Source organism: Klebsiella planticola ATCC 33531, from assembly GCF_000735435.1.
GTDB lineage: Bacteria > Pseudomonadota > Gammaproteobacteria > Enterobacterales > Enterobacteriaceae > Klebsiella > Klebsiella planticola.
The window spans coordinates 47682-72742 of sequence record NZ_JMPP01000046.1 but is presented as its reverse complement, the minus strand read 5'-3'; the positions used below and the strand labels follow the sequence as shown (position 1 = coordinate 72742).

Here is a 25061-nt window from a genome sequence, read left to right as displayed (position 1 = left end):
CGGTTACTTCACTTCTACCACGTTCAGACGCAGTTCATCCAGCTGCGCGGCATCGTCTTCCGGCTGCCAGCCGGCAGGCTGCAGCGGAATCTCTTCCCGGTCAAACGCCAGATCGCCGCCATCAACCACTTCTGAGTTGTGGTTAATCCCTTTAAAGTCAAACAGGTTGATGTCGCTCAGATGAGACGGCACCACGTTCTGCATGGCGCTGAACATGGTCTCGATACGGCCAGGATAGCGTTTATCCCAGTCGCGTAGCATATCGGCAATCACCTGGCGCTGCAGGTTAGGCTGCGAACCGCACAGGTTGCACGGAATGATCGGGAAACCTTTCGCCTGCGAAAAACGCTCAATGTCTTTTTCACGGCAGTATGCCAGCGGGCGAATCACGATGTGTTTACCGTCATCGCTCATCAGCTTCGGCGGCATGCCTTTCATTTTGCCGCCGTAGAACATGTTCAGGAACAGCGTCTGTAAAATATCGTCGCGGTGATGGCCGAGAGCAATCTTCGTCGCGCCCAGTTCACTCGCGGTACGGTACAGGATACCGCGACGCAGGCGTGAACAGAGCGAACAGGTGGTTTTGCCTTCAGGAATCTTCTCTTTGACGATCCCGTAGGTATTTTCTTCGACAATTTTATACTCGACGCCAAGCTGCTCCAGATATTCCGGCAGGATGTGCGCGGGGAAACCCGGCTGCTTCTGATCGAGGTTGACCGCGACCAGCGAGAATGAAATCGGCGCGCTTTTCTGCAGGCTGCGCAGGATTTCCAGCATGGTGTAGCTATCTTTACCGCCGGACAGGCAAACCATAATCCGGTCGCCGTCTTCGATCATGTTGAAATCGGCAATGGCTTCGCCGACGTTGCGGCGCAGGCGCTTTTGCAATTTATCGAGGTTGTACTTTTCTTTTTTGCTAATTTCTTGATTTTGCAGCATTTAATAATAGCTCAATTCATAGTGTGGCACACGCACTCTGCCCACGGCACGGCGGGTGGTCGCAATTAATGACGTCGGACGTTGCTCAGTCTAAGTCTGTGGCGTGTATGGTACGGATTCGCGGTGGGGATGTCAGCACATTTCAGGTAGTTTAGCCTGGCAGATGTTGAGATAAAAAGCCCGCCCAGAGGGCGGGCTGAAGGGGTTAACGCACAACCAGTACGGAACAGTCGGCATGACGAACGACGGCCGCAGCGTTGGAGCCGAGCAGATAGGTCGTAATATCCGGGCGGTGAGAGGCGATAATCACCAGATCGGCCGGCAGCGTTTTCGCCAGCTCCAGAATGTTATCCTTAGGCGAACCTTCCTTAACATGGAAATGCACCCGGTCTTCAGGAATGGCGAACTGAGCGACGATCTCTTTCAGACGCGTTTCCGATTCCGCTTTAAACTCATCCATCGGCGGTAGTTCGGTGGTATAGGCCATCCCCAGCGAGGCGTAATAGGGAAGGGATGGAATCACGGTCAGAAAGTGTACTTCGGCATCGTCAATGCGCGCTTCCGCCTCAACGTGACAGACAACGCGTTGAGTTAATTCTTTATCAGAAATATCAATAGGTACAAGAATTATTCTGGCCATAAAACCTCCTGTTTAAGTAACCGCTTAAAGTGTACGCCATTTGGCGGCGCGATGTACCATGACGGGTCACATTTTAGCGTGAGTTACCCCGGAGTTCGGTAAATTTCCCTTTGATGACGCCATCATAAAAACGTCCCTTGGACACCACCTGCAAAAAAAGGCGGTAGATGCGTTCGGGCACCTTCTCATAGCGAAGCGTGCTATCGTCGTGAAACCGGATTTCGAGGATGCCAGAGGCCTCGTCATAGGCGATGGAGGCGATTCGGGATGACTTTACGGGGTGATGATCCATGGCTGGCGTCCTTTACGGCAGGCTTTACCGGCAATATATCATTTATCGGGTAACGGTTTTAATACTCCAGGGATATTGTTTTGATTTGATTGACGGTTGCTGGTGAACCCGGTATCGGCACGGGTTGGTCCGGTCAAGGCGATAAGTAATGCCAGAGGCGCAGTGACTTTATATTGATGTTGTCATCTTCGCGCTGCAAACTGGCTTGCGCACAGACGCCGGGAATACTATTCGGCGTGAGCGAATAAATCAGAGCGATGCCCGTCTATTTAATGCAACGATTATCGTCATCGCTCGCGCTGAGAATTTTATTGTTGGCGGTCGTGGGGAATTGTCGACGGTTATTATGATGATTGCCGGGGTAATGGGCCGGGGGCTAATGGTGGGGGCGTCACACCAACGGCGTTTATTAGGCTGATATTTTTAACTTAGCGCATTGAGGATGTAAAAGAAGGCAATACGGGCGAATCGGTGTGGAGTAATAAATTCTTCCGTGATGGTTATAGTCTTTATGAATGTATTAAGCGGAAGTATGTTAAATAAAAATTATACTTCGTGACGCGGTGGGCGTATTCTGTGGGCGTTACATGCCCTTTATTATTGTCAGGTTTTATTATGATCGTCACATATTATATTCACGCATGATATTATTTTGACGATAAAAATGACAAGCCCGAATGAATATTCGGGCTTTTTTTATGGTGAAGCTTAAAAACAGAGCCGATTAACTCTCGGTGGCTGGTTTTTCCGCTTTGCCGGCCATCTGGGCCAGGAAGTCATAGCGTTTTTGCAAATCCGCCGCCGCATCTTTCCACAGCTGCTCCGCCACTTCGGGCTGCTGGGCATTGAGGCGACGGAAACGTTGCTCATTAAGCAGCGTTTCGGCCAGCGCGTCTGAAGGTGGGCGAGAGTCCAGCGCCAGCGGCAGTTTACCTTCATCCGCACGACGAGGATCGAAGCGGTACAGCGGCCAGAAGCCGGTGGCGGTCAGCTGACGCATCTGATCGTGGCTGAGCGCCAGATCGTAACCGTGCTCTTCGCAGGGGCTGTAGGCGATAATCAGCGACGGGCCAGGGTAGGCCTCCGCTTCCTGAATCGCTTTCACCGTCTGATTCAGCTGCGCGCCCAGCGAAATTTGCGCGACGTAAACATGCCCGTACATCATCATGCTGACGCCGAGGTCCTTACGCGCTTTGCGCTTGCCGTGCTCACCAAACTTGGTGACCGCGCCGAGCGGGGTCGCCTTCGACGCCTGGCCGCCGGTATTGGAGTAACACTGCGTGTCGAGAACCAGAATGTTGACGTTTTCAGTCAGGCTCAGGACGTGGTCGAGACCGCCAAAGCCAATGTCATAGGCCCAGCCATCGCCGCCGATAAGCCAGATGGATTTCTCAACCAGCGCATCGGCATCGGTTAAGAGCTCCTTCGCGCCTGCTTCATTAGCCAGAACCTGGCGTAGCTCAGCTACCTGTTCACGCCGCACCTCCGGCGTGGCGTCGGCCTGCAGCGCGTCGTACAACGCTGCTGGCAGTTTGTCGGCAAACGTTGACAGCAGGCGCATTACGCGCTGACGGTGCTGGTCGACGGTTAAGCGGAAGCCGAGGCCAAATTCGGCGTTGTCTTCGAACAGCGAGTTTGCCCACGCCGGGCCGCGGCCGTTGGCGTCGGTGGTATACGGAGTGGATGGCAGATTACCGCCGTAAATCGACGAGCAGCCGGTGGCGTTAGCGATCAGCATCCGATCCCCGTACAGCTGGGTCAGCAGTTTGATATACGGCGTTTCGCCGCAGCCTGAGCAGGCGCCGGAATATTCAAACAGCGGGCTGATCAGCTGCGAGGTGCGGATATCAATACGTTCCAGAGTGCTGCGGTCGATTTCCGGCAGGTTGAGGAAGAAGTCGTAGTTCACTTTCTCTTCTTCCACATGTTCAAGGCGCGACATCATGTTGATGGCCTTGATTTCAGGATTCTGCCGGTCTTTTGCCGGACACACTTCCACGCACAGGTTACAGCCGGTGCAATCTTCCGGCGCCACCTGCAGTACATATTTCTGCCCGCGCATATCGCGCGATTTCACATCCAGGGAGTGCAGGCTGGCCGGTGCCGCGTCCATTGCCTGCGGAGGGACCACTTTGGCGCGAATCGCTGAATGCGGGCAGGCGGCCACGCAGTGGTTACACTGGGTGCACAGCTCCTCCTTCCAGATGGGGATCTCTTCGGCGATATTGCGTTTTTCCCAACGGGTGGTGCCCATTGGCCAGGTGCCATCCGGCGGCAGAGCGGAGACCGGTAGCGCATCGCCGAGCCCGGCCAGCATGGCGGCGGTGACGGTTTTAACAAAATCCGGCGCGGCGTCGGAGACCACCGGCGGGCGGTTCGGGCTGGAGGCATCAACCGGGCGCAGCGGCACTTCGGCCAACGATTCGCGCGCCAGCGCCAGCGCCTGCCAGTTGCGTTCAACCAGGTCCTGACCTTTGCTGCTGTAGCTTTTAGCAATGGCGCCCTGCAGTTCGGCCAGCGCGCTGTCGCCCGGCAGAATTTGTGTTAAATGGAAGAATGCCATCTGCATGACGGTGTTGATACGGGCGCCAAGGCTGCACTCGCGGGCGATCTTCGCGGCGTTGACAATATAAAAGCGCGCTTTTTTCTGGTTCAGCGTCGCCTGCACTTCCTGCGGCAGGCGCGACCACACTTCATCGACGCCATAAGGCGTATTGAGCAAGAAGATTCCGCCGGGTTTTAACCGCTCAACCATTTGATATTTGTCGATAAACTGTAGCTGATGGCAGCCAACAAAATCGGCCTGTGAGATCAAATAGGAGGAGCGAATCGGTTTTTCACTGACTCGTAAATGCGAAACGGTCAACCCGCCGGCTTTTTTCGAGTCATAGACAAAATAACCCTGCGAGAACCACGGCGTGGAGTTGCCGATAATTTTGATATTGTTTTTCGTCGCCGAGACGCTGCCATCGCTGCCGAGGCCGTAGAACAGCGCCTCCAGTTTGGCTTCTGATGGCAGGGTGTTCTCCCCCAGAGGCAGGGAGAGATTGGTTACATCATCATAAATGCCGACGGTGAATCGCGGTTTGGGCCGGGCTTCGCGTAATTCATTGAAGATAGCCAGCACGCACTCCGGGCCGAACTCCTTGGATGAAAGGCCGTAGCGACCGCCGATGGTGCGGGGCAGGGTTTCACGCTCGCCGCGGTTAAAGGCTTCCGCCAGCGCGGTCATGATATCGAGGTACAGCGGCTCGGCATGGGCGCCCGGTTCTTTGGTGCGGTCGAGAACGGCGATAGCGCGGGCGCTTTCCGGCAGCGCCTCCAGCAGATGGGCGGCCGAGAAGGGACGATAGAGGCGAACTTTCAGGACACCGACTTTTTCGCCACGGCTCAGCAGCTCGTCCACGACTTCTTCACAGGTGCCGATCGCCGAGCCCATAATCACAATCACCCGTTCTGCCTGCGGATGGCCATAAAACTCGAACGGTTTATACTGACGCCCGGTCGCGACGGCGAAATCGTTCATCGCCGTTTCAACGTGGTCATAAACCGCGTCGTACCAGGGGTTCGTGGCTTCGCGGGACTGGAAATAAGTATCCGGGTTCGCCGAAGTACCGCGGATCACCGGATGTTCCGGATTCAGCGCGCGTAGACGGTGCGCGTCAATCTCGTCCTGAGGCAGCAGGCTGCGAATGGTGTCGTCCGCAAGCGGGGTGATTTTATTGATTTCATGCGAAGTCCGAAAACCGTCGAAGAAATGAATAAACGGCACCCGGCTCTTAAGCGTGGCGATATGGGAAATCAGCGCAAAGTCCTGGGCTTCCTGGACGCTGCTGGCGCACAGCATGGCGCAACCGGTCTGGCGCACGGCCATGACGTCGGAATGGTCGCCGAAGATCGAGAGCGCGTGGGTAGCGACGGTACGAGCGGCAACGTGCAGGACAAACGGCATCAGCTGACCGGCGAGTTTGTACAGCGTGGGGATCATCAGCAGCAACCCCTGCGATGAGGTAAAGGAGGTCGAGAGCGCCCCGGTTTGCAGCGCGCCGTGTACGGCACCGATGGCCCCGGCTTCCGACTGCATTTCGACGACGCGAGGCACGTCCCCCCACACGTTTTTTAGCCCGTTACCCGCCCAGGCATCCGCCTGTTCCGCCATCGTTGAACTGGGCGTAATCGGGTAGATGGCGATAACCTCACTGGTGCGAAACGCGACTGAAGCGGCCGCGCCATTACCGTCGATAGTAATCATAAGAAGACACCCTAACATTGCGCAAAAGAAGAGACCCGACAAACGGCTACAGGTCCTGTAATTATAGTGGCTAGTATAAGGGCATTATCTATACCCTTGAAGTTGTGAGGCTTTCGAGTGCACAAATTGATCCACGAATTCTCCCCCGAGAGGCAGATTTTACCGACGGTAGAGCATTTATCTTACTGATTATTATAAATTTATATGCGAACAGGGAGGCGTCGTAACGGTCAGGCTCCCCGCGGTGACAGCCCATCTGCTGAAGGTATCGCAGATGAGAACGGTCATTCTGTTTTTGAGATCTCTGAACGGGTTAGAGTCTGTTCAGGTTGGGGTAAATTAGTCCAGCCAGTCTGGACACGGACCGCGCGGAATAACCGGAGCGTACAGGTTGTGCGCGAGGATTGTGCGCACTGCCCAGGTCTGAAATGGTAAATATGATTTTAATATTCTGCCTTTACAAAGATAAACAAAGGTTGAAATAAACTCTCTTCTGATGATGCTAATATCAGCTCAGCTTGCTGGATTAACTACGGAATGGTTAGCAAAAGTCAACCTGGAGAGTTTTTATGCAAAAATCTACCCGAAAAGCCCTTTGTACAAAGCGATGGTCACGGACGCCTGAATCACAGGACCTGCAAAAAGATCGGTTTGATCAAATTTGGTCAGAGCATAAAGACAGCCGTTGCCGTAAAAAAGAGTGGAAAAAAGCGGGCTTAACGTTGTGCGGTAAAAACTCCCCCCTGAGCTGTGAGTGATATTTGATTAGGTTCCTGCCTCCTGTATGAAAATTAAGGAGGCAGTCTCCCCCGGAACTTAAATTATACGTTCCCTTTGATGGCTGAAAATAGACTTTAAGGTATATCTAAAAACGCCGGATTTTAAATGAAAAAAGGTTACCCGATCGCGGGATTGCGATCTGTTAATAGCCTTAACACTATGACGGCGTCGGCGGGTGGACAAATAGCCGATCGGGATAACCTTCATCGCAGACCCGCGCTCCGGAGATAAGTGCCGGGAAAATGGATGCCATTACAACCCTGCCACCAGGCGGGGTTTTAACGTTATGGATGGTATCAGCCTGGTCGTGAGAGCGACGGGCGTATTAGCAGATGCTCTTCCCTCATCAGACGTACAACCCTGTGACGGCGAAAGTGACAATCCGCCATAGCGGCCAACGGCGCTCGTCGCGGGTATGGATGGCCCGCTGAATGTCCATCATTTTCCCTGCCAGGATAACGATCGGCGGAAAATTTGCTAAGAAATGTTAATGGAGCGCATAAATACGGTTTTCGCCTCTCGACGTCAGGCGCTGCGCTGCCTATTATTCTGGGGTTTGTTTATTTTGGGAAGTTTCTGAGGGGAGAGACGATGCGAGCAGCGTTTTTAGTAGGGTGTGCCGCGTTATTATTGTCGGCCTGTAGTAGCGAACCTGTTCAACAGGCGACAGCGGCACACGTGTCGCCGGGAATGCGTGCCGCGATGAGCAGCTCAGGGCAGGCGAACTGCGCGATGATCGGTGGCTCATTGTCCGTGGCACGACAGCTTGATGGTTCGGCGATCGGCATGTGCGCGTTACCTAACGGCAAGCGCTGCAGCGAGCAGGCGTTAGCGGGCGGAAGCTGCGGTAACTACTAGTTGACCAGGTCGGCGAGTTTATAGACCAGGGTCTGATCGGCCGTGGCCAGCGTCAGCTGATTTTCCGTCAGGTCAACCTGTGCGCCATCACGCAGCATGTTGCTCAGCGTATTATCCAGCGTATTCAGCTGAGGATCGGTGCACAGCATACGGGTCATCGCCAGCGTTTTGACCTTCAGCTCGCCGCCGCTGATTTTGCCTTTACCGCTAAAGCGGTTGCACATATTTCCTGAAACATACATCTCTTCGCCAAAACTCAGCTCCAGTGGTTTGGCTCCTGCCGCCAGCGCCTGGCCATTCACGCTGGTCAGGACGAAACGATGGTGCTGAAGTTGCTCCGCGCCGGTGGAAACTTTGCTGTTGTAGACACAGCCGGATAACAGCATTCCTGCCGCCAGCAGTGCAGCAAACTTGTTCATTTTTCCTCCAAAAACATTTATCACATCTGTTAAATACGCACAGTTTAACTTTACTGCAGGCAATTTCTGTGGGGGTTATCTGAATGTGCCCCCCGCGCAAGGAGGGCACAAAAGGGAAAGGACTTTCAGACCAGCGCGTTCGGGCAGGTTTCGCCAGCATCGACCTGGCGCAGGTTATCCAGGGTCGTTTGTGAAATGCTGATCAGCGCTTCGGCGGTCAGGAAAGCCTGATGCCCGGTGAACAACACGTTATGACAGGCAGACAGGCGACGGAAGACGTCATCCTGAATCACGTCATTGGACTTATCTTCGAAGAACAGGTCGCGTTCGTTCTCGTACACGTCCATGCCCAGCGCCCCGATTTTCTGGTGTTTCAGCGCATCGATCGCCGCCTGAGAATCAATCAGCGCCCCGCGGCTGGTGTTGATCACCATCACGCCGTCTTTCATTTGCTCAAACGCCGCATGATTCAGCAGATGGTAGTTCTCTTCCGTCAGCGGACAGTGCAGGGAGATCACATCGGACTGTGCATACAGCGTCGGCAAATCAACATACTCGACGCCGAGATCCAGCGCTGCGGCGCTTGGATAGGGATCGAACGCCAGCAGGCGCATGCCAAACCCTTTCAGAATACGCAGCGTGGCGACGCCGATTTTGCCGGTCCCGATCACCCCGGCGGTTTTACCGTGCATGGTAAAGCCGGTTAAGCCTTCCAGCGAGAAGTTAGCATCGCGGGTACGCTGGTAAGCGCGGTGGATGCGGCGGTTCAACGACATCATCATGCCGACGGCATGTTCAGCCACGGCTTCCGGCGAATAGGCGGGAACGCGGACAACGCGCAGACCCAGCTCTTTTGCCGCATCCAGATCGACGTTGTTAAACCCGGCGCAGCGCAGGGCGATGTACTTCACCCCGTATGCTTTCAGTTCTTCCAGCACCGGACGGCTGCCGTCATCGTTGACAAATATGCACACGGCTTCACAGCCGTTGGCCGTTTTCGCGGTTTTTTCGGTTAACAGGAAGTCGAAAAATTCGAGTTCAAAGCCATATGTATCATTAACATGCTGAAGGTACTTTTTATCGTACTGCTTCGTACTATACACAGCGATTTTCATAAGACTTTTCTCCAGTGATTATACCGTCACGGTAGCATATTTAAAATAATCGTACAAATATTAAAAATTAGTTTAGCCTGGCGGATATAATATTAATTCTAGAGCATATCACTGAGTTGAGGTATCTCTTTAAAACACAATGTATTTTACCAAAAACTGAAGCTGAAGGCACCGGGAGCCAGCAGGAGCAGCGGCCAGAGAAGTCCCGAGCTGACATTGGCCAGTTGAAAACGCCAGAACGGAGTGCCGCTGACGCCGCTGGCCAGCGGCAGGGTGGCGCGAAGCGGAGAGAGAAAACGGCCGAAAAACACCGCCCATTCGCCGTGGCGATGGAGAAAGGTCAGGCTACGGGCCAGCCGATCGCCGCGCAGCCAACGCAGCCGCAGCAGACGATGCTGATGCCGCCGTCCCAGCCACCAGGAGATCCAGAATCCGCCGATTGCCCCCAGACTGGCGCTGAGCCACATAAATAAGAAGTGATTCAGGCTGCCGGAGGCGAGCGGGCCGAGCAGCAGCAGCCCGGAGGTGCCCGGCACCAGCAGAGAAATCAGGGCACAGGATTTGCTGAACGTCAGCAGAAAGACCAGCAGCAGCAGGAATGAATAGTGGCGCTGCGCATACTCAATTAGCGAAACAAAAAACTCCACGGGATCCACCCACTTATTTGAACGATTCCCGCGAGTGTGACAGGCGCTGGCTAAATGGCGGTTAAATAAGCGAATGGCAACAATTCACCATAACGATGATGTCACAGCAACTATTCTTAGAATCTATCCCGGCAGGGCTATCGGCACAGGCAATTTGCGCGCGAAACAGCGCGGAGAAAGCGGAGCGTGGAGGGAGTCGGTGAGAATTTGATTCGCTTCGCTCACCCTGCGGCCGCTCTGAAGGGCGCTCAAAGATAAATCGTTGCGCGCACTGCCCGGGGCAAAATGACAAGCAAAATAGTCCTGCTGAGATAGGCTCTTAAGCGGGACAGAAACTTTAACTCACTGGTCGAACGTGCCACAATACGCGCTACTTTCGGCTTTTACTTTTGTTTAATCAGGATATTAACTGCCCATGAAGGGTAAATATAAAGCCGCCATCGCGCTATTGTTAGCACTTATTCTGCTACCGCTGGCCTTGTTGTCGACGCTTACCCATTGGGTACCTACGCTGGCAGGGATCTGGCTGCCAGAGGGAACCCGCATTTCGCTGCATGACAGTCCGCGCCTGACGCGTTCTGCGCTGCGTATACCCGATTTACGTTATCTGGTCGGCGACTGCGAACTGGCGAGGATAACCGATGCCCGACTCTCACATCCCAGCCGCTGGCGGCTGCAGGTTGACGAACTTGATATCAACAGCGCCTGCCTGAGCAAGCTGCCGGAAAGTGAGCCGGCATCCGGCGCGCCGCGTACGCTGGCGGAATGGCAGTCCATGCTTCCCTATAGCTGGTTGACGATTGAGAACCTGCGTCTCTCTCCGTGGGAAAAGTGGCAGGGACGACTGGTTATGTCGTTGACTCCGCAGCAGCAGGATATCGGCTACAGCGGTAAAGAGGTGACGCTGCAGGCGCGCCTGCGCGGGCAGGCGCTGACGGTGAGCGACTTCTCCGCGCAACTGGTCGAAGGACAGGCGCCGGTGAAGCTGGTGGGCGAATTTCATATGCCGCTGGTGCCGGATGGTTTGCCGGTAGATGGGCATCTGATCGCCACGCTCGCGTTCCCGCAGACGGCAGGACTGGTTGATGCGGAGCTGGAGTGGCAGAAAAACCGTGGGCAGCTGCTGGTGACGCCGCGCGGCGATGTGCAGCCGATGCTCGACTTACCCTGGGAGATCACCCCGGAGCGTATTGCCATCAGCGATGGTCGCTGGAGTACCGAGTATGCCGGGTATCCGCTGAGCGGCCGCGTGGCCTTGTCGGTTGGCAACTGGCAACAGGGCACCGAGCAGATGCGGGTCAGCGGTCGTCTCAACGTTCTCACCCACGGGGAAGGCGGGAAGGGGAACGCCGTACTGACGATAGGTCCTGGCAAACTGAGCATGGACAACAGCGACATGCCGTTGCAGTTAACCGGCGAGGCCAAGCTCGGCGATCTGATCGTTTATGCCGTGCTGCCGGCGAACCTGACTGGCCCGCTGACCGCGCCGGCGCTGACGTTCCATCCCGGCGCGCTGCTGCGTTCCCGCGGCCGGGTCATTGACTCGCTCAATATTGATGAAGTCCGTCTGCCGCTGGCTGGCGTGAAGGTGACTCAGCAGGGCGTGGACGGCCGTCTGCAGGCTATTTTGCGCGCGCACGAACAGCAAATGGGCGACTTCTCGCTGCATCTTGACGGTCAGGCCGACAACTTTATGCCCGACAGCGGCCGTTGGCAGTGGCGTTACTGGGGCGAGGGCCGCTTCACGCCGATGCAGGCGAAGTGGGACGTCAAAGGGGCGGGGGCGTGGATAGACAATTCGATTGTGCTGAACAGCCTGTCGACGGGATTCGATAAGCTGCAGTACGGCACGATGCTGGTCAGCACGCCGCGGTTAACCCTGGACGAACCGGTACACTGGCTGCGCGGCGAACAGCACCCTAAACTGACCGGCGCGCTGTCGCTGGATGCGGGTAAAACCAGCTTTAGCAGCGGCAGCGAACTTCCCCCCTCCACGTTAAAGTTCAAGATCGACGGACGGGATCCCACCTGGTTTCAGTTCAGCGGGGCGCTCCACGCCAGGAAGATCGGTCCCGTGCGGGTCACCGGGCGTTGGGATGGTGAACGTCTGCGGGGCCAGGCCTGGTGGCCTAAACAGTCGTTAACCGTGTTTCAGCCGCTGGTGCCGCCAGACTGGAAAATGAATCTGCGTGAAGGAATGCTGTATGCGCAGGTCGCCTTCTCCGCGGCGGCAGATCAGGGGTTTGAAGCCGGCGGCCACGGCGTCTTAAAAGGCGGCAGCGCCTGGATGCCTGACAATCAGATTAATGGCGTAGATTTTGTTCTGCCTTTCCGCTTTAGTCAGGGGACCTGGCAGCTGGGAATCCGCCGACCGGTGTCGCTGCGTATTGGCGAAGTCGTCAACCAGGTGACGGCGAAAAACCTCTCGGCGGATCTGCAGGGCTCCTGGCCGTGGAGCGAGAGCGAACCGCTTCAGCTGAGCAACGTCAGCGTGGATATTCTCGGTGGTAAGGTGACCATGCAGCAGCTGCGGATGCCGCAGCATGACCCGGCGCTACTGCGTCTGCAGCAAATTTCCAGCAGCGAGCTGGTGAGCGCGATAAATATTAAGCAGTTTGCCATGTCCGGCGCATTCAACGGCGCGCTGCCGCTGTGGCTGAACAATGACAAATGGATCATTAAAGATGGCTGGCTGGGTAACCCGGGGCCGATGACCTTACGTCTTGATAAGGATATGGCGGATGCGATGGTCAACGACAATATTTCCGCCGGTGCGGCGATTAACTGGCTGCGCTATATGGAGATCTCCCGTTCATGGACACGCATCGATCTCGATAATCTGGGCATGCTGACGCTGAAGGCGACCATCAGCGGAACCAGCCGCGTCGGGGAGCAGAGTAATACGGTGCATTTAAACTATTCTCATGAAGAGAATATTTTTGACCTGTGGCGCAGTTTACGTTTTGGCGACAATTTGCAGGCATGGTTTGAGCAAAATGCGGTGCTCCCCGTGCGCAGCTGTACGGACAGTAAAAAGTGTAAGGAACAACAATGATGAAATTGCTAACGCCGGTGCTGATGACGATGCTGCTGGCGGGCTGTACGCCACGAATTGAAATCGCGGCGTCAAAAGAGCCGATCACCATCAATATGAATGTCAAAATTGAGCATGAGATTCATATCAAAGTGGATAAAGATGTTGAAGAGTTACTGAAGTCGCGTAGCGATCTATTCTGAGGTGGCGATGAGAAAACGACTGTTAACGGCGGCGTTAGCGTTTGGCCTCTTCAGCTCATCGGCGCTGGCGCTGACGCTGGGGGAGGCCCGGGAGCAAGGGCGGGTCGGGGAAACGCTGAATGGCTATCTGGCGCCGCTGCGTCAGGACAAAGAAACGCTGGAGCTGGTCAAACAGATCAACGCGGCCAGGAGCGAAAGCTATCAGCAGCTGGCGGATGATAATAACCTGCCGGTGGATGAGGTGGCGAAAATGGCCGGGCAAAAACTGGTCTCCCGGGCGCAGCCGGGGGAGTATGTTCAGGGACTGAATGGCAAATGGCTGCGGAAATAGCGCCGCCGCTTTTGCCTGGCAGAAACGGCCGCTGATGAGACTCACTTTCATCAGCGGCGGCGGGGCCAGGCGGCGATTAGCGTCAGGGTTAGCGGTGTTGTTGTAAAATCGTCAAAAAGTCCTGTTTACTGGAGATCAATGACAGCGCATTGGCAATGATTTCATCGCTGAAAATAGAGGCGATGTCCTTCAGAACATCAATATGCTCCTTCTCTTTGGCAATCACGCCAATGGCGATAAACATGACGTTGCTTCTGTCCCAGATGACACCGTCCGGGAACTGAAATATTTCTATCCCGGTTTTCAGAATGATATTGGTCGCGGATTTCGGCAGGTGCGGAAGCGTAATGCCATTGCCTAAAAAGGTGGACACCTGACGCTCCCTTTCAGCAAGAAAAGCGATGCAGTCTTCGCTAACGTAGCCTTTCTTTTTAAATTCCTCACCAAGCAGGGTCAAGACTTCGGTCTTATTTTTCGCCTTGTAACCAAGGTGAAGATTCTCTTGCGTAATATTAGCGATCATTGTGAGCGACCTCCGCGCCGTTATTCACCCGCGCATCATATTTATTCGACGATAACTCTTCTTCTAATTGTTCCAGCGATTTGTTCGAGGTTTCCGGGAGCGCCGTGACCACAAAGATTATCGCGATATAGTTGATAGCCGCAAAAATCAGGAATACGGGGCCGAGGCCGAGCTTGGCCTGGAGCAGCGGAAACAGGTAGCTGACAACGGCATTCATGATCCACATGAAAAACACGGAAATCCCCATGGACAGGCCGCGGAATTTCAGCGGGAACAGTTCGGCCAGCACCACCCAGGTAATAAAGCCCATCGTCCCCTGCATGACCCCGACAAACAGCGCGCCGAGTAGCCAGATGGCCGTCGCTTTGATATCGCCAACCAGCGTGTAATCGACGCCGGCAATGATCAGGTGCAGCGTCGCCATAATGGCAAAGCCGTAAATAATGATGGTTTTGCGTTTAAAGCGATCAACAAGGAAGAACACCCCAACCAGCATCCCCCCCACGGAGAAGACCCCGTTGAGCACATTACATATTAAGGAGGTTCTTTCAGAGAAGCCGGCCGTACTCAGGATTTCGGTGCCATAGTACATAATGACATTGACCCCGGTGGTCTGCTGTAACGCGGCCCAGATGATGCCCACCAGCAGTAATTTAAAAATCCACGGCGTACTGAGAATAGTGACAAACGCGTTTTGCGTACTGAATTTACGATCGGCTTCGACTTTGATGAGGGTAGAAATATCGGCGAACTCTTGCGCCGCGCGTTCCGGTGAGCGGATCTGCTTTAATACTTCCAGCGCTTCCTGATGTCGGTTTTTGCTCACCAGCCAGCGCGGGCTTTCCGGAGAGCGCAACATCCCGACAAATAAACAGATGGCCGGGAGAGCCTGGACCATTAACATATATCGCCAGACATCGGGGAGGTGGCCCCAGATGATGCCTATCACGGCGTTGACGGCGAATGCGGCAAGCTGCCCGATAACAATGGCGACTTCATTCAACCCCGTGAGTTTGCCGCGCATTTCAGTGGGGGCGACTTCGGAAATGAACGTTGGTGCTGTGACGGAAGCGCCGCCAACGGCGTATCCGAGCAGAAAACGGGATATCAGTAATACGGTGATATCCGGCGCGAGGGCTGACATTAATGCCCCGACAAGGAAAATAAATGACAGGCAGAGCAGATATTTTCGTCTGCCAAAATAATCGGCGAGGGTTCCGCCAAAAACGCTGCCAATAGCGGCGCCCACCAGCAATACGCTCATGACCAGACCTTCCGTCGTCGGCGTCAGGCCCATATATTGCTTCAGTGAAGAAAATGCACCATTAATAACCCCAGTGTCATAGCCGAATAGCAGGCCGCCAAATGTTGCCACCAGCGTTATTTGGTGAAGCCGCTTTCTTTGCTGTACGTTCAGTTTCATGATAGCTGACATTTTCATACCTTTTATTTTCATTAACAGCACCGGTCATTTTGTTTCTCTTCGCCCGCGGCGACAGGTTTATCCTGTCGAACGATGACGGAAGGAGACGAGATGGGTGGTGCGATTATTCGTCTTCATCACACTATGCTGAGGAGCAGCGGGCGATGAGGCGTGTTTTTGATTGACGGTGTGTTATCAGTGTCTCTGGATTGTGTGTGGCATCTGTGATGCTTGCTGTCGACCTTCACACGCTTACCCGACAGCGCTTTTGCACAGAACAGACTGTGCGGATCTGCCACCGCGTGTGGCCGTCGTTTATGCAGCGATGAAAGCCAATCTGCGGTACGAGGTGTTTTGCCGACGCCCCGTTGTTCTTTGTCACCGGCGTTCCTTTCAATGGGAAAACCATCGCGACCAGTACGTAGTCAATGGCATGACAACGCTCCCTGCCGTCCGACGAGGTCAATCTTCTTGCTGTTTCCTTCATGGTCTCCTCCGTGCTTGCGGGTTTGCGTACCGCCGAGAGTGGACAGATTGCGTTTTATCGAAGGGTAATATGACATCCGCTAATGAAATAAAATCACAAATAGATCACAAATTGAAAATTTCATTTCATTTCATTTTGTTTGAGACGAAACAAATTTCTCTTTGTGAGAAAAGATAATGTTTTTATATCATTGATAATTAAGGTTAAATTTTGATGGGGTTTGTGAGGGTGTTAAAAATAAGCTATTGAATTAAAAGTTAAATTTTTGATACGAGTCACGCTTTTAAATCCATACGATTATTAGTGAAATTAAAATTCCATTTTATATTTTTTATACGCTTTTGTTTTTTTTCCGGGTCACAGCCTGGTCAGGCGGGAACCGGGGCGAAACGCGCGGGACGAGGCCAGCCGGGGGAACACAGCGGACGTCAGGCGGGCACCCGGCGACGGATAGACGAACCAGAGGGCAACAGGGAGAGCGGCGGCCGGATAGCGCCGGGGGGGGGGGAACGCAAGTCTACGGCCCATTGGCGTATAAATCAGCGGCAGCGCTTGCGGTATTCCCCAGGCGACACGCCAAAACGCTGTTTGAAAGCGGTCGAGAAGTGGCTGTGGTCGCTGAATCCCCAGCTATAGCCAATTCCCGCCAGCTTTTCGTCATCACGGGCACTGTGCAGCGCCTGCGCGCAGAGATCGAGACGCCGGTTCTTAATATATTGCGCGACCACCAGCCCCTTGTCGGCAAACAACCGGTACAGACTGCGAACCGACATCCCGGTCTCGCTGGCCAGCCACTCCGGACGCAGATGTTCCGCCTGAATGGACTCATCAATTAAATCCATAATCTTCTGAAACTGCTTCTCCCTGCGCGATGGCCGGGGGTCGTGATGATGCAGCATCGGACGCAGCAGACAGACGATGGCCTCCAGCGCCGCGGCGCTCTCACTTTCCGACAGCTCCGGGCTGCACATGCTCTCCTGCAACAGCCGCTGGCTGAGCTGGACCATCGGTAGCGATTTTTCCAGCCGCGTGGCGATGCTTATCTCACTGCCGCGCAGCTGTTGTTCAAGCAGCTGTCGGGGGAGTAGCAGGGAGGCCTGGCGCGATGTCTGCTGCCAGAAAATAGAGCAGGGGCGTGATGCGTCAATCAGGGTGATGTCGCCGGCGTCGAGGACCACCTGGCGATCGTCCTGCTCGATAGCCGCCTGGCCGGAGAGCTGGAAAACGGTATAAAACCAGTCGTCATTGCTGCGCTTAATTTCGTTGCGGGTGCGGAACAGATTGACGCCGCTGGCGGTGACAGTGCTGACTTTCAGAGTGCCGGCATAGCTGGCGTCAATCTCCCCATGAAAGCGACCTTCCAGCGGACGAGCGGCAAAATGGCCGCAGACCTGATTGATTTTCGCCAACCAGCGCTGGTAGTCCTGTCCGTGCTCCGCCGTCGCCATAGTCTGTCTCATGTAAACATAATGTTTTTGCATTGTTGCATTTACACGGTGGCATACAAGAGCGAGGCGCGGAGTATATGAAAGAACTATTACCTGAGGCACATTTCTGCGTCCGCAATATGTTGAATTGCGGCGGCTGTCACAGCGGCACAAACGAATGTCACAGAGAAAAAAGCGCGATCGTCAGCCTCGTCGTAGACTGAATTCACGATCCGTGAGCAATAAGGAAGCGATATGTCCACAGCACAGGTAGCGCTGCTTGCCAGCGTTCAACAGTTTTTAGACCGCCAGCATGGCTTATATATCGACGGCACCCAGCAGGCGTCGCAGAGCGAACAGCGCCTGACCGTCTGGAACCCGGCAACCGGGCAGGCCATCGCCAGTACCGCGGATGCCAACGCGGCCGATGTCGATCGCGCGGTGATGTCGGCATGGCGCGCCTTCGTCGCCCGCAGCTGGGCAGGGCGCACGCCGGCCGACCGCGAACGTATCCTGCTGCGTTTTGCCGATCTGGTCGAACAGCACGGCGAAGAACTGGCGCAGCTGGAAACGCTGGAGCAGGGGAAATCCATCCAGATTTCTCGCGCATTTGAAGTGGGCTGTACGCTGAACTGGATGCGTTATACCGCCGGACTGACGACCAAAATCAGCGGACGTACGCTCGATGTGTCGATTCCGTTCCCGCAGGGAGCACGCTACCAGGCGTGGACGCGAAAAGAGCCGGTCGGCGTTGTCGCCGGGATCGTGCCGTGGAATTTCCCGCTGATGATCGGGATGTGGAAAGTGATGCCGGCGCTGGCGGCAGGGTGCTCTATCGTCATCAAGCCGTCGGAGACCACGCCGCTGACCCTGCTGCGGGTTGCCGAGCTGGCCACCGAGGCCGGGATCCCGGACGGAGTATTTAACGTCGTGACCGGCAGCGGCGCCGGATGCGGTTCGGCGTTAACCTCTCATCCGCAGGTGGCGAAGGTCAGCTTCACCGGTTCCACCGCAACCGGTAAGCATATCGCCAGGACGGCCGCCGACCGCCTGACCCGCGTAACGCTGGAGCTGGGGGGGAAAAACCCGGCGATCGTGCTGAAAGACGCCAACCCGGAGTGGGTAATCGAAGGGCTGATGACCGGCAGTTTCCTCAATCAGGGCCAGGTCTGCGCCGCCAGCTCGCGTATCTATATTGAAGCCCCGCTGTTCGATAACCTGGTGAGCGGTTTTGAACAGGCGGTGAAGTCGCTGCAGGTGGGACCGGGGATGCTGGAAACGACTCAGATTAACCCGGTGGTGTCAAAAGGGCACTGCGAGAAAGTGGCGGCTTACCTCGATGAGGCGCGCAAGCAGCATGCGGAACTGATTAGCGGACAGGCCGGGCCGGATACGCACGGCTATTATATCGCGCCGACGCTGGTGATTAATCCGGACGCCGGGCTGCGACTCAGCCGGGAAGAGGTCTTTGGTCCGGTGGTCAACCTGGTGCGCGTCGCCGATGGCGAAGAGGCGCTGCGTCTGGCTAACGACAGTGATTTTGGTCTGACCGCCAGCGTCTGGACCAGCGATTTGACACAGGCACTGAGCTACACCGAGCGCCTGCAGGCCGGGACGGTGTGGGTCAACAGCCATACGCTTATCGATGCCAACCTGCCGTTTGGCGGCATGAAGCAGTCCGGAACCGGGCGCGACTTTGGCCCGGACTGGCTGGACGACTGGTGCGAAACGAAATCGGTCTGCGTGCGTTACTGACTCTCGCCTCAGCGCCTGACGCCCGGAGTTCGAACTCCGGGCCGGGCGCTCTCCCGCTTCTCATTCTTTTTGCCATATGCCTGAGTTAGCCGCGGTTTATCGTGAAGAGTACGAGAAACAGCAGTGCGGGCATCGGTATGATGCCTGGTGACGTATCCTCGTGGGTAGTCCAGAAATCAACAATCATCTCCCTTCATGCCGACCACTACCTGTCAGTCTCTGCACCGATGATGGCAGTCACGTTTGACGATTGCCCTCCTGAGGTGATTGCCGTCTGCTATTTTTACTTTGTCAATCCTGACCGCTTTTCACGCAGCCTGCGATGAGGTTCCTATGAACTTACTGGTGTTTTGCGACGGTACCTGGAATACGCCCCAACAGCTTGATGATGGAAAACCCGCGCCGACCAATGTGGTCAAACTCAGGAATGCCGTGGCGGAAAACACCCAGCAGCGAGTCTATTACCACTCCGGCGTCGGTACCGATGGCGGGGTGGTCGATCGCTATATCGGCGGCGGCATCGGCGAAGGCCTTGATAAGAATATTATCAGCGCCTATTACTGGCTGGCGACCCGCTATCAGCCCGGCGATAAAATATGGCTGTTTGGCTTTAGCCGCGGAGCTTATACCGTCAGGAGTTTAGGCGGAATGATTTCGCGCTGCGGATTATTGAATGCCAGCCAGGCAGGAACCGGCGACGATAAAGTCTGGGAGGATATCAACGATCTCTTCAGCGATTACCGCCAGCCTGCAGGCAGCGCGCCGGCGATCGTTGCCAGCGTGGGTAGACCTTTTTATTCGGTGGCGACGGGGCGTCCGACCAGGGAGAGCATCCCTATATATTTTATTGGCGTCTGGGAAACGGTGGGGGCGCTGGGTATTCCCGACGATATGGCGTTAGCCAATCTGCTGGATGATCCCAAAAAGTATGCCTTCCACGATACGTCACTCAGCCCGATTGTCGAACATGCCCGCCATGCGCTGGCGCTGGACGAGCAGCGACAAAGTTTCATTCCCACGCTGTGGGACAATGTGGCGGATAACCCGCAGGTGAAACAGCGCTGGTTTGCCGGCGTGCATGCTGATGTCGGCGGCGGCTACGCGCAGTGCGGATTATCGGATATCACCCTGCAATGGATGATGGCAGAGGCAGCCGGACTAGGACTGACGCTGCTGCCGGGTATCGACGCCCAGCTGGCCCCCGATCCCCATGGACTGCTGCATGATTCGGTCACCGGCATTTTTAAACTGCTGCATACCTGCCCGCGCAGCGTACCGCGGATTGTCGCCGGAAGCCCCGATGTTGATGCCAGCGTGATACAGCGGCAAAGTCAGCCGATGCTGCTCCACGGTCGCTACCGACCGGTCACCGATGTGACGGCAGAACACCCGGCGACCTTTGACGTTTTTGCGCGCGAGCGCTGGAATGCAACGGGGATCTGGCTGGAAGCGGGAGTGGAGTATCGCTTTACGGCCACGGGGAAATGGCTGGATGGCTCGGTGCCCTGCGAGGCGGGCGGGACTGATGACGGTAAGTTTTATCCCGGCGAGGCCGCGCAGATTATGGCCTCCGTTTCCGACAAACTGGAAGCGTTATGGAAGGGGGCGACTAAAAACCAGGATGTGGATTTTTGGCTGAGTCGACGCGTCGGTACGGCACCGTGGTTCGCTCTGATTGGCGTGGTTGCCAATCACGCAGATCCCGCACCCGACGCGCCTGAGCCGCGGCATGAGATTGTGATTATCGGCAGCGGATGCCGGTTCACACCGGCTAAAAGCGGCTATTTTTACGCTTACGCCAACGATGCGTGGCAAATGTATGATAACAATCGTGGCAGCGTCTCCCTGACGATTTCCCGCTAAGCGCCATTGAACGCCGTGCCTGTCGTTATCCACGAACAGGACTTGCTGAATCACAGTATTTATCGCTACTGTTAATGCCTTCCCGCCATCGTGGCGGAGCTTATCATCAGGAGGCGGATATGATGTCGGAGGAGCCTACCGTTGCCCTTATCGGGCCCGGCGCGATTGGGACCACGATAGCCGCGGCGCTGCATGAAGTGGGGCGCACGCCGGTGGTGTGCGGGCGAACGTCTCATGCACAGCTGTTGCTCAGATTCGATGGCGGAGAGATTACGTTTCCCGGACCGGTACTGACCGACCCGGCGGCCATTGTGCGGCCATTTTCGCTGGTTTTCGTCGCGGTCAAGGCCACCCAGAACCCTACGATTTCCGCGTGGCTGAGCGCATTGTGCGATGAAAAAACGGTGGTGTGTGTGTTGCAGAACGGCGTCGAACAGCAGGCGCAGTTTGCTGACCGCGTTGCCGGGGCGACGGTGCTGCCTGCGGTGGTGTGGTTTCCGGCGCAGCGCGAACCCGATGCCTCTGTCTGGCTGCGAGCGACACCCCGGTTGACCTTGCCGGATCTGCCGCAGGCCCGGCTGGTACAGCAAACGCTGCAAGGGACCCGCTGCGCCGTGGATCTCGCCGATGATTTCACCACCGTCGCCTGGCGCAAGCTGCTGCAAAATGCGGTGGCTGGCCTGATGGTACTGACGGGCCGCCGTGCCGGTATGTTCGCCCGTGGCGATATCAACGACATCGCGCTGGCCTATTTACGTGAATGCCTGCTTGTCGCGCGCGCGGAAGGCGCAAGGCTGAGCGACAGCGTACCGCAGGAAATTATCGACGGATTTCATCGTGCGCCACCCGATCTCAGTACCTCGATTCAGATTGACCGCGAAAGCGGGCGGCCGCTGGAGTGGGAGATTCGTAACGGCGTGATACAGCGCCGCGGGCGTCGGCACGGCATTCCGACGCCGCTGAGCGATCTTATCGTTCCGCTGCTGGCAGCCGCCAGCGACGGACCGGGCTGACGGGATAAAGCGGCGGCGCTTGCAGCCGCCGGATAGCAGGCGGCATTCCGCGAGGTCTGGCCGCTGTGACTGGCAACGCGGTTGCCGTCTGTGTATGTTATCCCCTTGAGCGCTGGCAAGCGGAGATCTGCTTGCTCACTGTCCCACCGTCACACCAAAATTGTGTTTGATCTCAGCCTGCTATGTGCAAGCTGCCAATATATTTGGCGAAGAGAAGCATAGAAACTTGATCTCTTGTTAGAGCTGTCTACCATAAAAAGTAGCGCTGCGTTTAAATGCAATTCTTGCGTAGCACCATTCTGATTCTGGATATTCATTTCATTCTCTGACCTGGTTGTTACCCGGGATATTTATGCCTGTAACTCATCGTGTCGTTGAGCGAGGTGTCACATGACAAGACCTGCCTCTTATTTTAAAGATAACCTGTTTATATTTATTAAAAATGACTCCGGGCAAACATTGTAAATAACAGTCTGACTCAGCAGGTAATCGAGAGGCCAGATTTTATTTTTGGTGAGTATTAATGTTGCTGCTAATTATTGTATGCGTTGTACAAACCTGAGTTTATTAAATCACCTGAATGCTACGGGGGCTCTATGTTAAAAATCGGTGATGAAGGTAAGGCGGTAGCACAATTGGTTGACGATCTCCGCAAGCTATCATTCGGTCTTGCGCCAACGGATAAATTTGATCAGGTAGTAAAAAAGTCAGTAGAAGCTTTCCAGGTGGCCAACGTGGATGCCTCAGGCCAACCGTTAATTGTCGATGGTAAAGTAGGACCACACACCCGTTGGGCTCTCGATGCTGCTTTGGGTAAACACAGCGTTGTGCTTCAACACCCGACTCTCCCGACGTTCACCCCGTCAGGGGGAAGCCATGCGGGCCTGGCCGCGCTTAAAGTCGCTCAGGCGGAGATCGGCCATGGTGAAGAAGGTTCGGATAATCACGGTCCTGATATTAAAAAATATTTCGCCGGGTACGGAAACCAGGGGCAAAGCTGGTGCGCGGCCTTTGTCAGTTACTGTTTTAACCAGGGAGCAACTGCGGTATTCGGCTATCAAACATCAGCTCAGGCATTGCATAATAAAATGAAGTCATTAGGCCATTCTTACACTCCTTCATTGAGCAATCCACCACAGCCGGGTGATATTATTTGTTGGTTGAGAGTCGATCCTAAAAAGCAGCAAGAGACTGCCTGGATGGGGCATATTGGTATTGTTCAAGGCTATGCCGATGGCATTTTGTGGACTATTGAAGGTAATCGCGGAGCTTACCCCTCAAAAGTGAATATCTTCCATTATTCATGGTCAGTTTTAGTTGCTTCAGCAACTAATGATAAGTTTAAGGGACTGTATGGGCTCTCGCGCCATCCCTGATAATATTTAAATTCTACAGGATAATAAAATGGCCAATAAGAAAATGCCTTTTTACCCTATTATTTATGTTCGTGGTTATGCGATGACTGATCACGATATTAATGAGACTACCGCCGATCCTTTTAATGGTTTTAATCTTGGCTCAACGATGCTGCGAGCCTCTGCGAGCCAGAAAGATCGCCCGAAGAAATTTTATTTTGAATCGCCCGTTATTCGTCTGGCCTCGGAGTTTGGTTATAGCGATGTTTTTGAGCAGGGACTGGATATCACGGACGCTGGTTGGGCGCTGGATCCGGAGGGTAAACCTACCGGAAACATCCTGGATGATAAATCGGTGATTGTGTATCGCTATTATGACGATGCGTCCACGCTACTGGGAAGGGGTAAAACGCCCGACATAGCAACGGCGGCAGTTGGACTGTCAAGCCTGCTGGCCACGATCAGGCAGCTTTTGCTGGCAAACCCCAACAGCGGCGTGCAGGAGCCCGACGACTTTCGCTGTTATCTGGTGGCCCACTCGATGGGAGGCCTTGTTTGCCGGGCTTTTCTACAAAATCAGGCGCTTGATCCGCAGCAGATGGCCAGAAGCGTCGATAAATTTTTCACCTACGCTACGCCACATAACGGGATTGAGTTTGCGGAGATTAATATCCCGAATCTTCCCTGGCAAAGTAGCGTCGCTAACTTTAGTCGTGACCGTATGGCGCAGTATCTCGACCTCGAGAATGCGTACCAGCGTTATAAACGGGTCGATTTGATCCCTGAGTCCCGACTTCCCTCATCGCGCATTTTCACTATGGTAGGGACCAATCGCCTTGATTATGACGTTGCCGCCGGACTCTCGAGAACCTTTGTCGGGAACGGCAGCGATGGTCTGGTAAAAATTGAGAATGCTACGCTGAATGGTCTTAATGATGATGGCTCAATCGGCGCGCCTTGTGCGAAAGCCTTCACCTATCGCGCCCATTCCGGCTATTTCGGTATTGTGAATAGCGAAGAAGCTTTCCAGAATCTGGCACGCTTTCTTTTTGGCGATGTCCGCGTGGATATATGGTTGGAACTTAAGGACATTCGTCTTCCGGATGCGGCGCTAAAAGCGGCCGGTGGAGAGGCGAATAAGATTGACGCAATCTATCAGATAGAAGCTATTGCCTCTCCCCGGGGTAAACCCTGGTCGTTAACCCGACGTGTCGCCGAAGAAGATTCCGTTGCCTGTGTGACGCAAAAAGAGTGGAATACACAGGGACATGCTACGCAATATCTCTCGAGCGTCTTCTTGTCCAGGCGTGCGCGAGTGAATAAAGCCCGGCGCTCTCTGGCCTACAGCCTGATACTGGGAGTGAAAATTCCCGATTACGAAATAGAAAAGCGATTCTGGTTTAACGAACACTATGAAGGGGGGTATTTGTTCCGCAACTCTCTGATCCTTGAAATTGTTCCTCCGGCAAATGACGACAGCCCCTGGCGGATAAAATATGCCTGGCAGGACTCAGGGGTTTCCAACGCCGATATTATTCTGGACCCGCAGCAAATCGCCGATAATGCCTGTGAGGTCACGATTCCCGTAGAAAGTGTCTCCATCGATACCAAAGGCAATAAACGGCCTTCGGTGCCGGGGATCTCTGGGGCGTTGCGTTTTAACGTCCAGCTCTGGAACTGAGAAGCGTGCTAAAAGCGATAGCGC

At 54.9% G+C, this 25061-nt stretch carries 19 protein-coding genes; 9 read left to right on the top strand and 10 right to left on the bottom strand.

Going from position 1 to position 25061, the window contains the following annotated elements; all coding sequences use genetic code 11:
• Positions 1 to 3 precede the first annotated feature (3 nt).
• The 4 genes from ttcA to nifJ form a co-directional block, all read right to left on the bottom strand.
• The gene (ttcA, locus tag GRPL_RS07365; protein ID WP_004861225.1) at positions 4 to 939 is read right to left on the bottom strand and encodes a tRNA 2-thiocytidine(32) synthetase TtcA; all 936 of its coding nucleotides are present in this window, start codon (positions 937 to 939) and stop codon (positions 4 to 6) included.
• 205 nt (positions 940 to 1144) lie between these two features.
• Positions 1145 to 1579 carry a universal stress protein UspF gene (gene uspF, locus GRPL_RS07370; RefSeq protein WP_032687993.1) on the bottom strand — a complete coding sequence of 145 codons (435 nt, stop codon included), beginning with the start codon at positions 1577 to 1579 and terminating at the stop codon, positions 1145 to 1147.
• Positions 1580 to 1652: 73 nt separating this feature from the next.
• The gene (locus tag GRPL_RS07375; RefSeq protein WP_032687991.1) at positions 1653 to 1871 is read right to left on the bottom strand and encodes a KTSC domain-containing protein; all 219 of its coding nucleotides are present in this window, start codon (positions 1869 to 1871) and stop codon (positions 1653 to 1655) included.
• A 724-nt stretch (positions 1872 to 2595) separates the two neighbouring features.
• Positions 2596 to 6123: a pyruvate:ferredoxin (flavodoxin) oxidoreductase gene (gene nifJ / locus GRPL_RS07380; RefSeq protein ID WP_032700058.1), complete on the bottom strand. Its 3528-nt coding sequence runs from the start codon at positions 6121 to 6123 to the stop codon at positions 2596 to 2598.
• A 1371-nt stretch (positions 6124 to 7494) separates the two neighbouring features.
• Here nifJ and GRPL_RS0125835 point away from each other — a divergent pair.
• Positions 7495 to 7761, top strand: a complete 267-nt coding sequence (locus tag GRPL_RS0125835) for a putative hemolysin (RefSeq protein ID WP_004861238.1) — start codon at positions 7495 to 7497, stop codon at positions 7759 to 7761.
• Here GRPL_RS0125835 and hslJ read toward each other — a convergent pair.
• The 3 genes from hslJ to GRPL_RS07395 form a co-directional block, all read right to left on the bottom strand.
• The gene (hslJ, locus tag GRPL_RS07385) at positions 7758 to 8180 is read right to left on the bottom strand and encodes a heat shock protein HslJ (protein WP_032700055.1); all 423 of its coding nucleotides are present in this window, start codon (positions 8178 to 8180) and stop codon (positions 7758 to 7760) included. The two genes, GRPL_RS0125835 and hslJ, sit on opposite strands and share 4 nt — an antisense overlap.
• Positions 8181 to 8305: 125 nt before the next feature.
• Positions 8306 to 9295 carry a 2-hydroxyacid dehydrogenase gene (locus GRPL_RS07390; RefSeq protein ID WP_032687988.1) on the bottom strand — a complete coding sequence of 330 codons (990 nt, stop codon included), beginning with the start codon at positions 9293 to 9295 and terminating at the stop codon, positions 8306 to 8308.
• A 146-nt stretch (positions 9296 to 9441) separates the two neighbouring features.
• Complete coding sequence (locus GRPL_RS07395) at positions 9442 to 9942, bottom strand: DedA family protein (RefSeq protein WP_032687987.1); 501 nt, start codon at positions 9940 to 9942, stop codon at positions 9442 to 9444.
• 415 nt (positions 9943 to 10357) lie between these two features.
• Here GRPL_RS07395 and GRPL_RS07400 point away from each other — a divergent pair, with 415 nt between their 5' ends.
• The 3 genes from GRPL_RS07400 to GRPL_RS07410 are packed head-to-tail and all read left to right on the top strand — an operon-like array spanning position 10358 to position 13510.
• The gene (locus GRPL_RS07400) at positions 10358 to 12997 is read left to right on the top strand and encodes a YdbH family protein (protein ID WP_032700053.1); all 2640 of its coding nucleotides are present in this window, start codon (positions 10358 to 10360) and stop codon (positions 12995 to 12997) included.
• Complete coding sequence (locus tag GRPL_RS07405; protein WP_004861256.1) at positions 12994 to 13179, top strand: YnbE family lipoprotein; 186 nt, start codon at positions 12994 to 12996, stop codon at positions 13177 to 13179. The genes GRPL_RS07400 and GRPL_RS07405 overlap by 4 nt, the downstream gene beginning before the upstream one ends.
• Before the next feature lie 7 nt (positions 13180 to 13186).
• Positions 13187 to 13510 (top strand): YdbL family probable chaperone protein, encoded by a 324-nt coding sequence (locus GRPL_RS07410; protein ID WP_032700050.1) that lies wholly within the window; start codon positions 13187 to 13189, stop codon positions 13508 to 13510.
• 88 nt (positions 13511 to 13598) lie between these two features.
• Here GRPL_RS07410 and GRPL_RS07415 read toward each other — a convergent pair whose 3' ends face one another.
• The 3 genes from GRPL_RS07415 to feaR all read right to left on the bottom strand — a co-directional run bounded on the left by GRPL_RS07415 (position 13599) and on the right by feaR (position 17391).
• Positions 13599 to 14033: a PTS mannitol transporter subunit IIA gene (locus GRPL_RS07415; protein WP_032687982.1), complete on the bottom strand. Its 435-nt coding sequence runs from the start codon at positions 14031 to 14033 to the stop codon at positions 13599 to 13601.
• Positions 14023 to 15468, bottom strand: a complete 1446-nt coding sequence (locus tag GRPL_RS07420; RefSeq protein ID WP_032688017.1) for a sugar porter family MFS transporter — start codon at positions 15466 to 15468, stop codon at positions 14023 to 14025. The genes GRPL_RS07415 and GRPL_RS07420 overlap by 11 nt, the downstream gene beginning before the upstream one ends.
• A 1014-nt stretch (positions 15469 to 16482) precedes the next feature.
• The gene (feaR, locus tag GRPL_RS07425; protein WP_032687981.1) at positions 16483 to 17391 is read right to left on the bottom strand and encodes a transcriptional regulator FeaR; all 909 of its coding nucleotides are present in this window, start codon (positions 17389 to 17391) and stop codon (positions 16483 to 16485) included.
• 234 nt (positions 17392 to 17625) lie between these two features.
• On the opposite strand from feaR, the gene GRPL_RS07430 reads away from it, so the two are divergent.
• From GRPL_RS07430 to GRPL_RS07445, 5 genes are all read left to right on the top strand, one after another.
• The gene (locus GRPL_RS07430) at positions 17626 to 19125 is read left to right on the top strand and encodes an aldehyde dehydrogenase family protein (protein WP_032700048.1); all 1500 of its coding nucleotides are present in this window, start codon (positions 17626 to 17628) and stop codon (positions 19123 to 19125) included.
• A gap of 333 nt (positions 19126 to 19458) precedes the next feature.
• Entirely contained in the window at positions 19459 to 20988 is a 1530-nt protein-coding gene (locus tag GRPL_RS07435) for a T6SS phospholipase effector Tle1-like catalytic domain-containing protein (protein WP_032700046.1), read from the top strand.
• Between the two features lie 122 nt (positions 20989 to 21110).
• Entirely contained in the window at positions 21111 to 22001 is an 891-nt protein-coding gene (locus tag GRPL_RS07440) for an oxidoreductase (protein WP_032700078.1), read from the top strand.
• 596 nt (positions 22002 to 22597) lie between these two features.
• Positions 22598 to 23377 (top strand): NlpC/P60 family protein, encoded by a 780-nt coding sequence (locus GRPL_RS0125830; protein ID WP_049267976.1) that lies wholly within the window; start codon positions 22598 to 22600, stop codon positions 23375 to 23377.
• 82 nt (positions 23378 to 23459) lie between these two features.
• Positions 23460 to 25037 (top strand): esterase/lipase family protein, encoded by a 1578-nt coding sequence (locus tag GRPL_RS07445; protein ID WP_210434730.1) that lies wholly within the window; start codon positions 23460 to 23462, stop codon positions 25035 to 25037.
• The last annotated feature ends 24 nt before the right edge of the window (positions 25038 to 25061 follow it).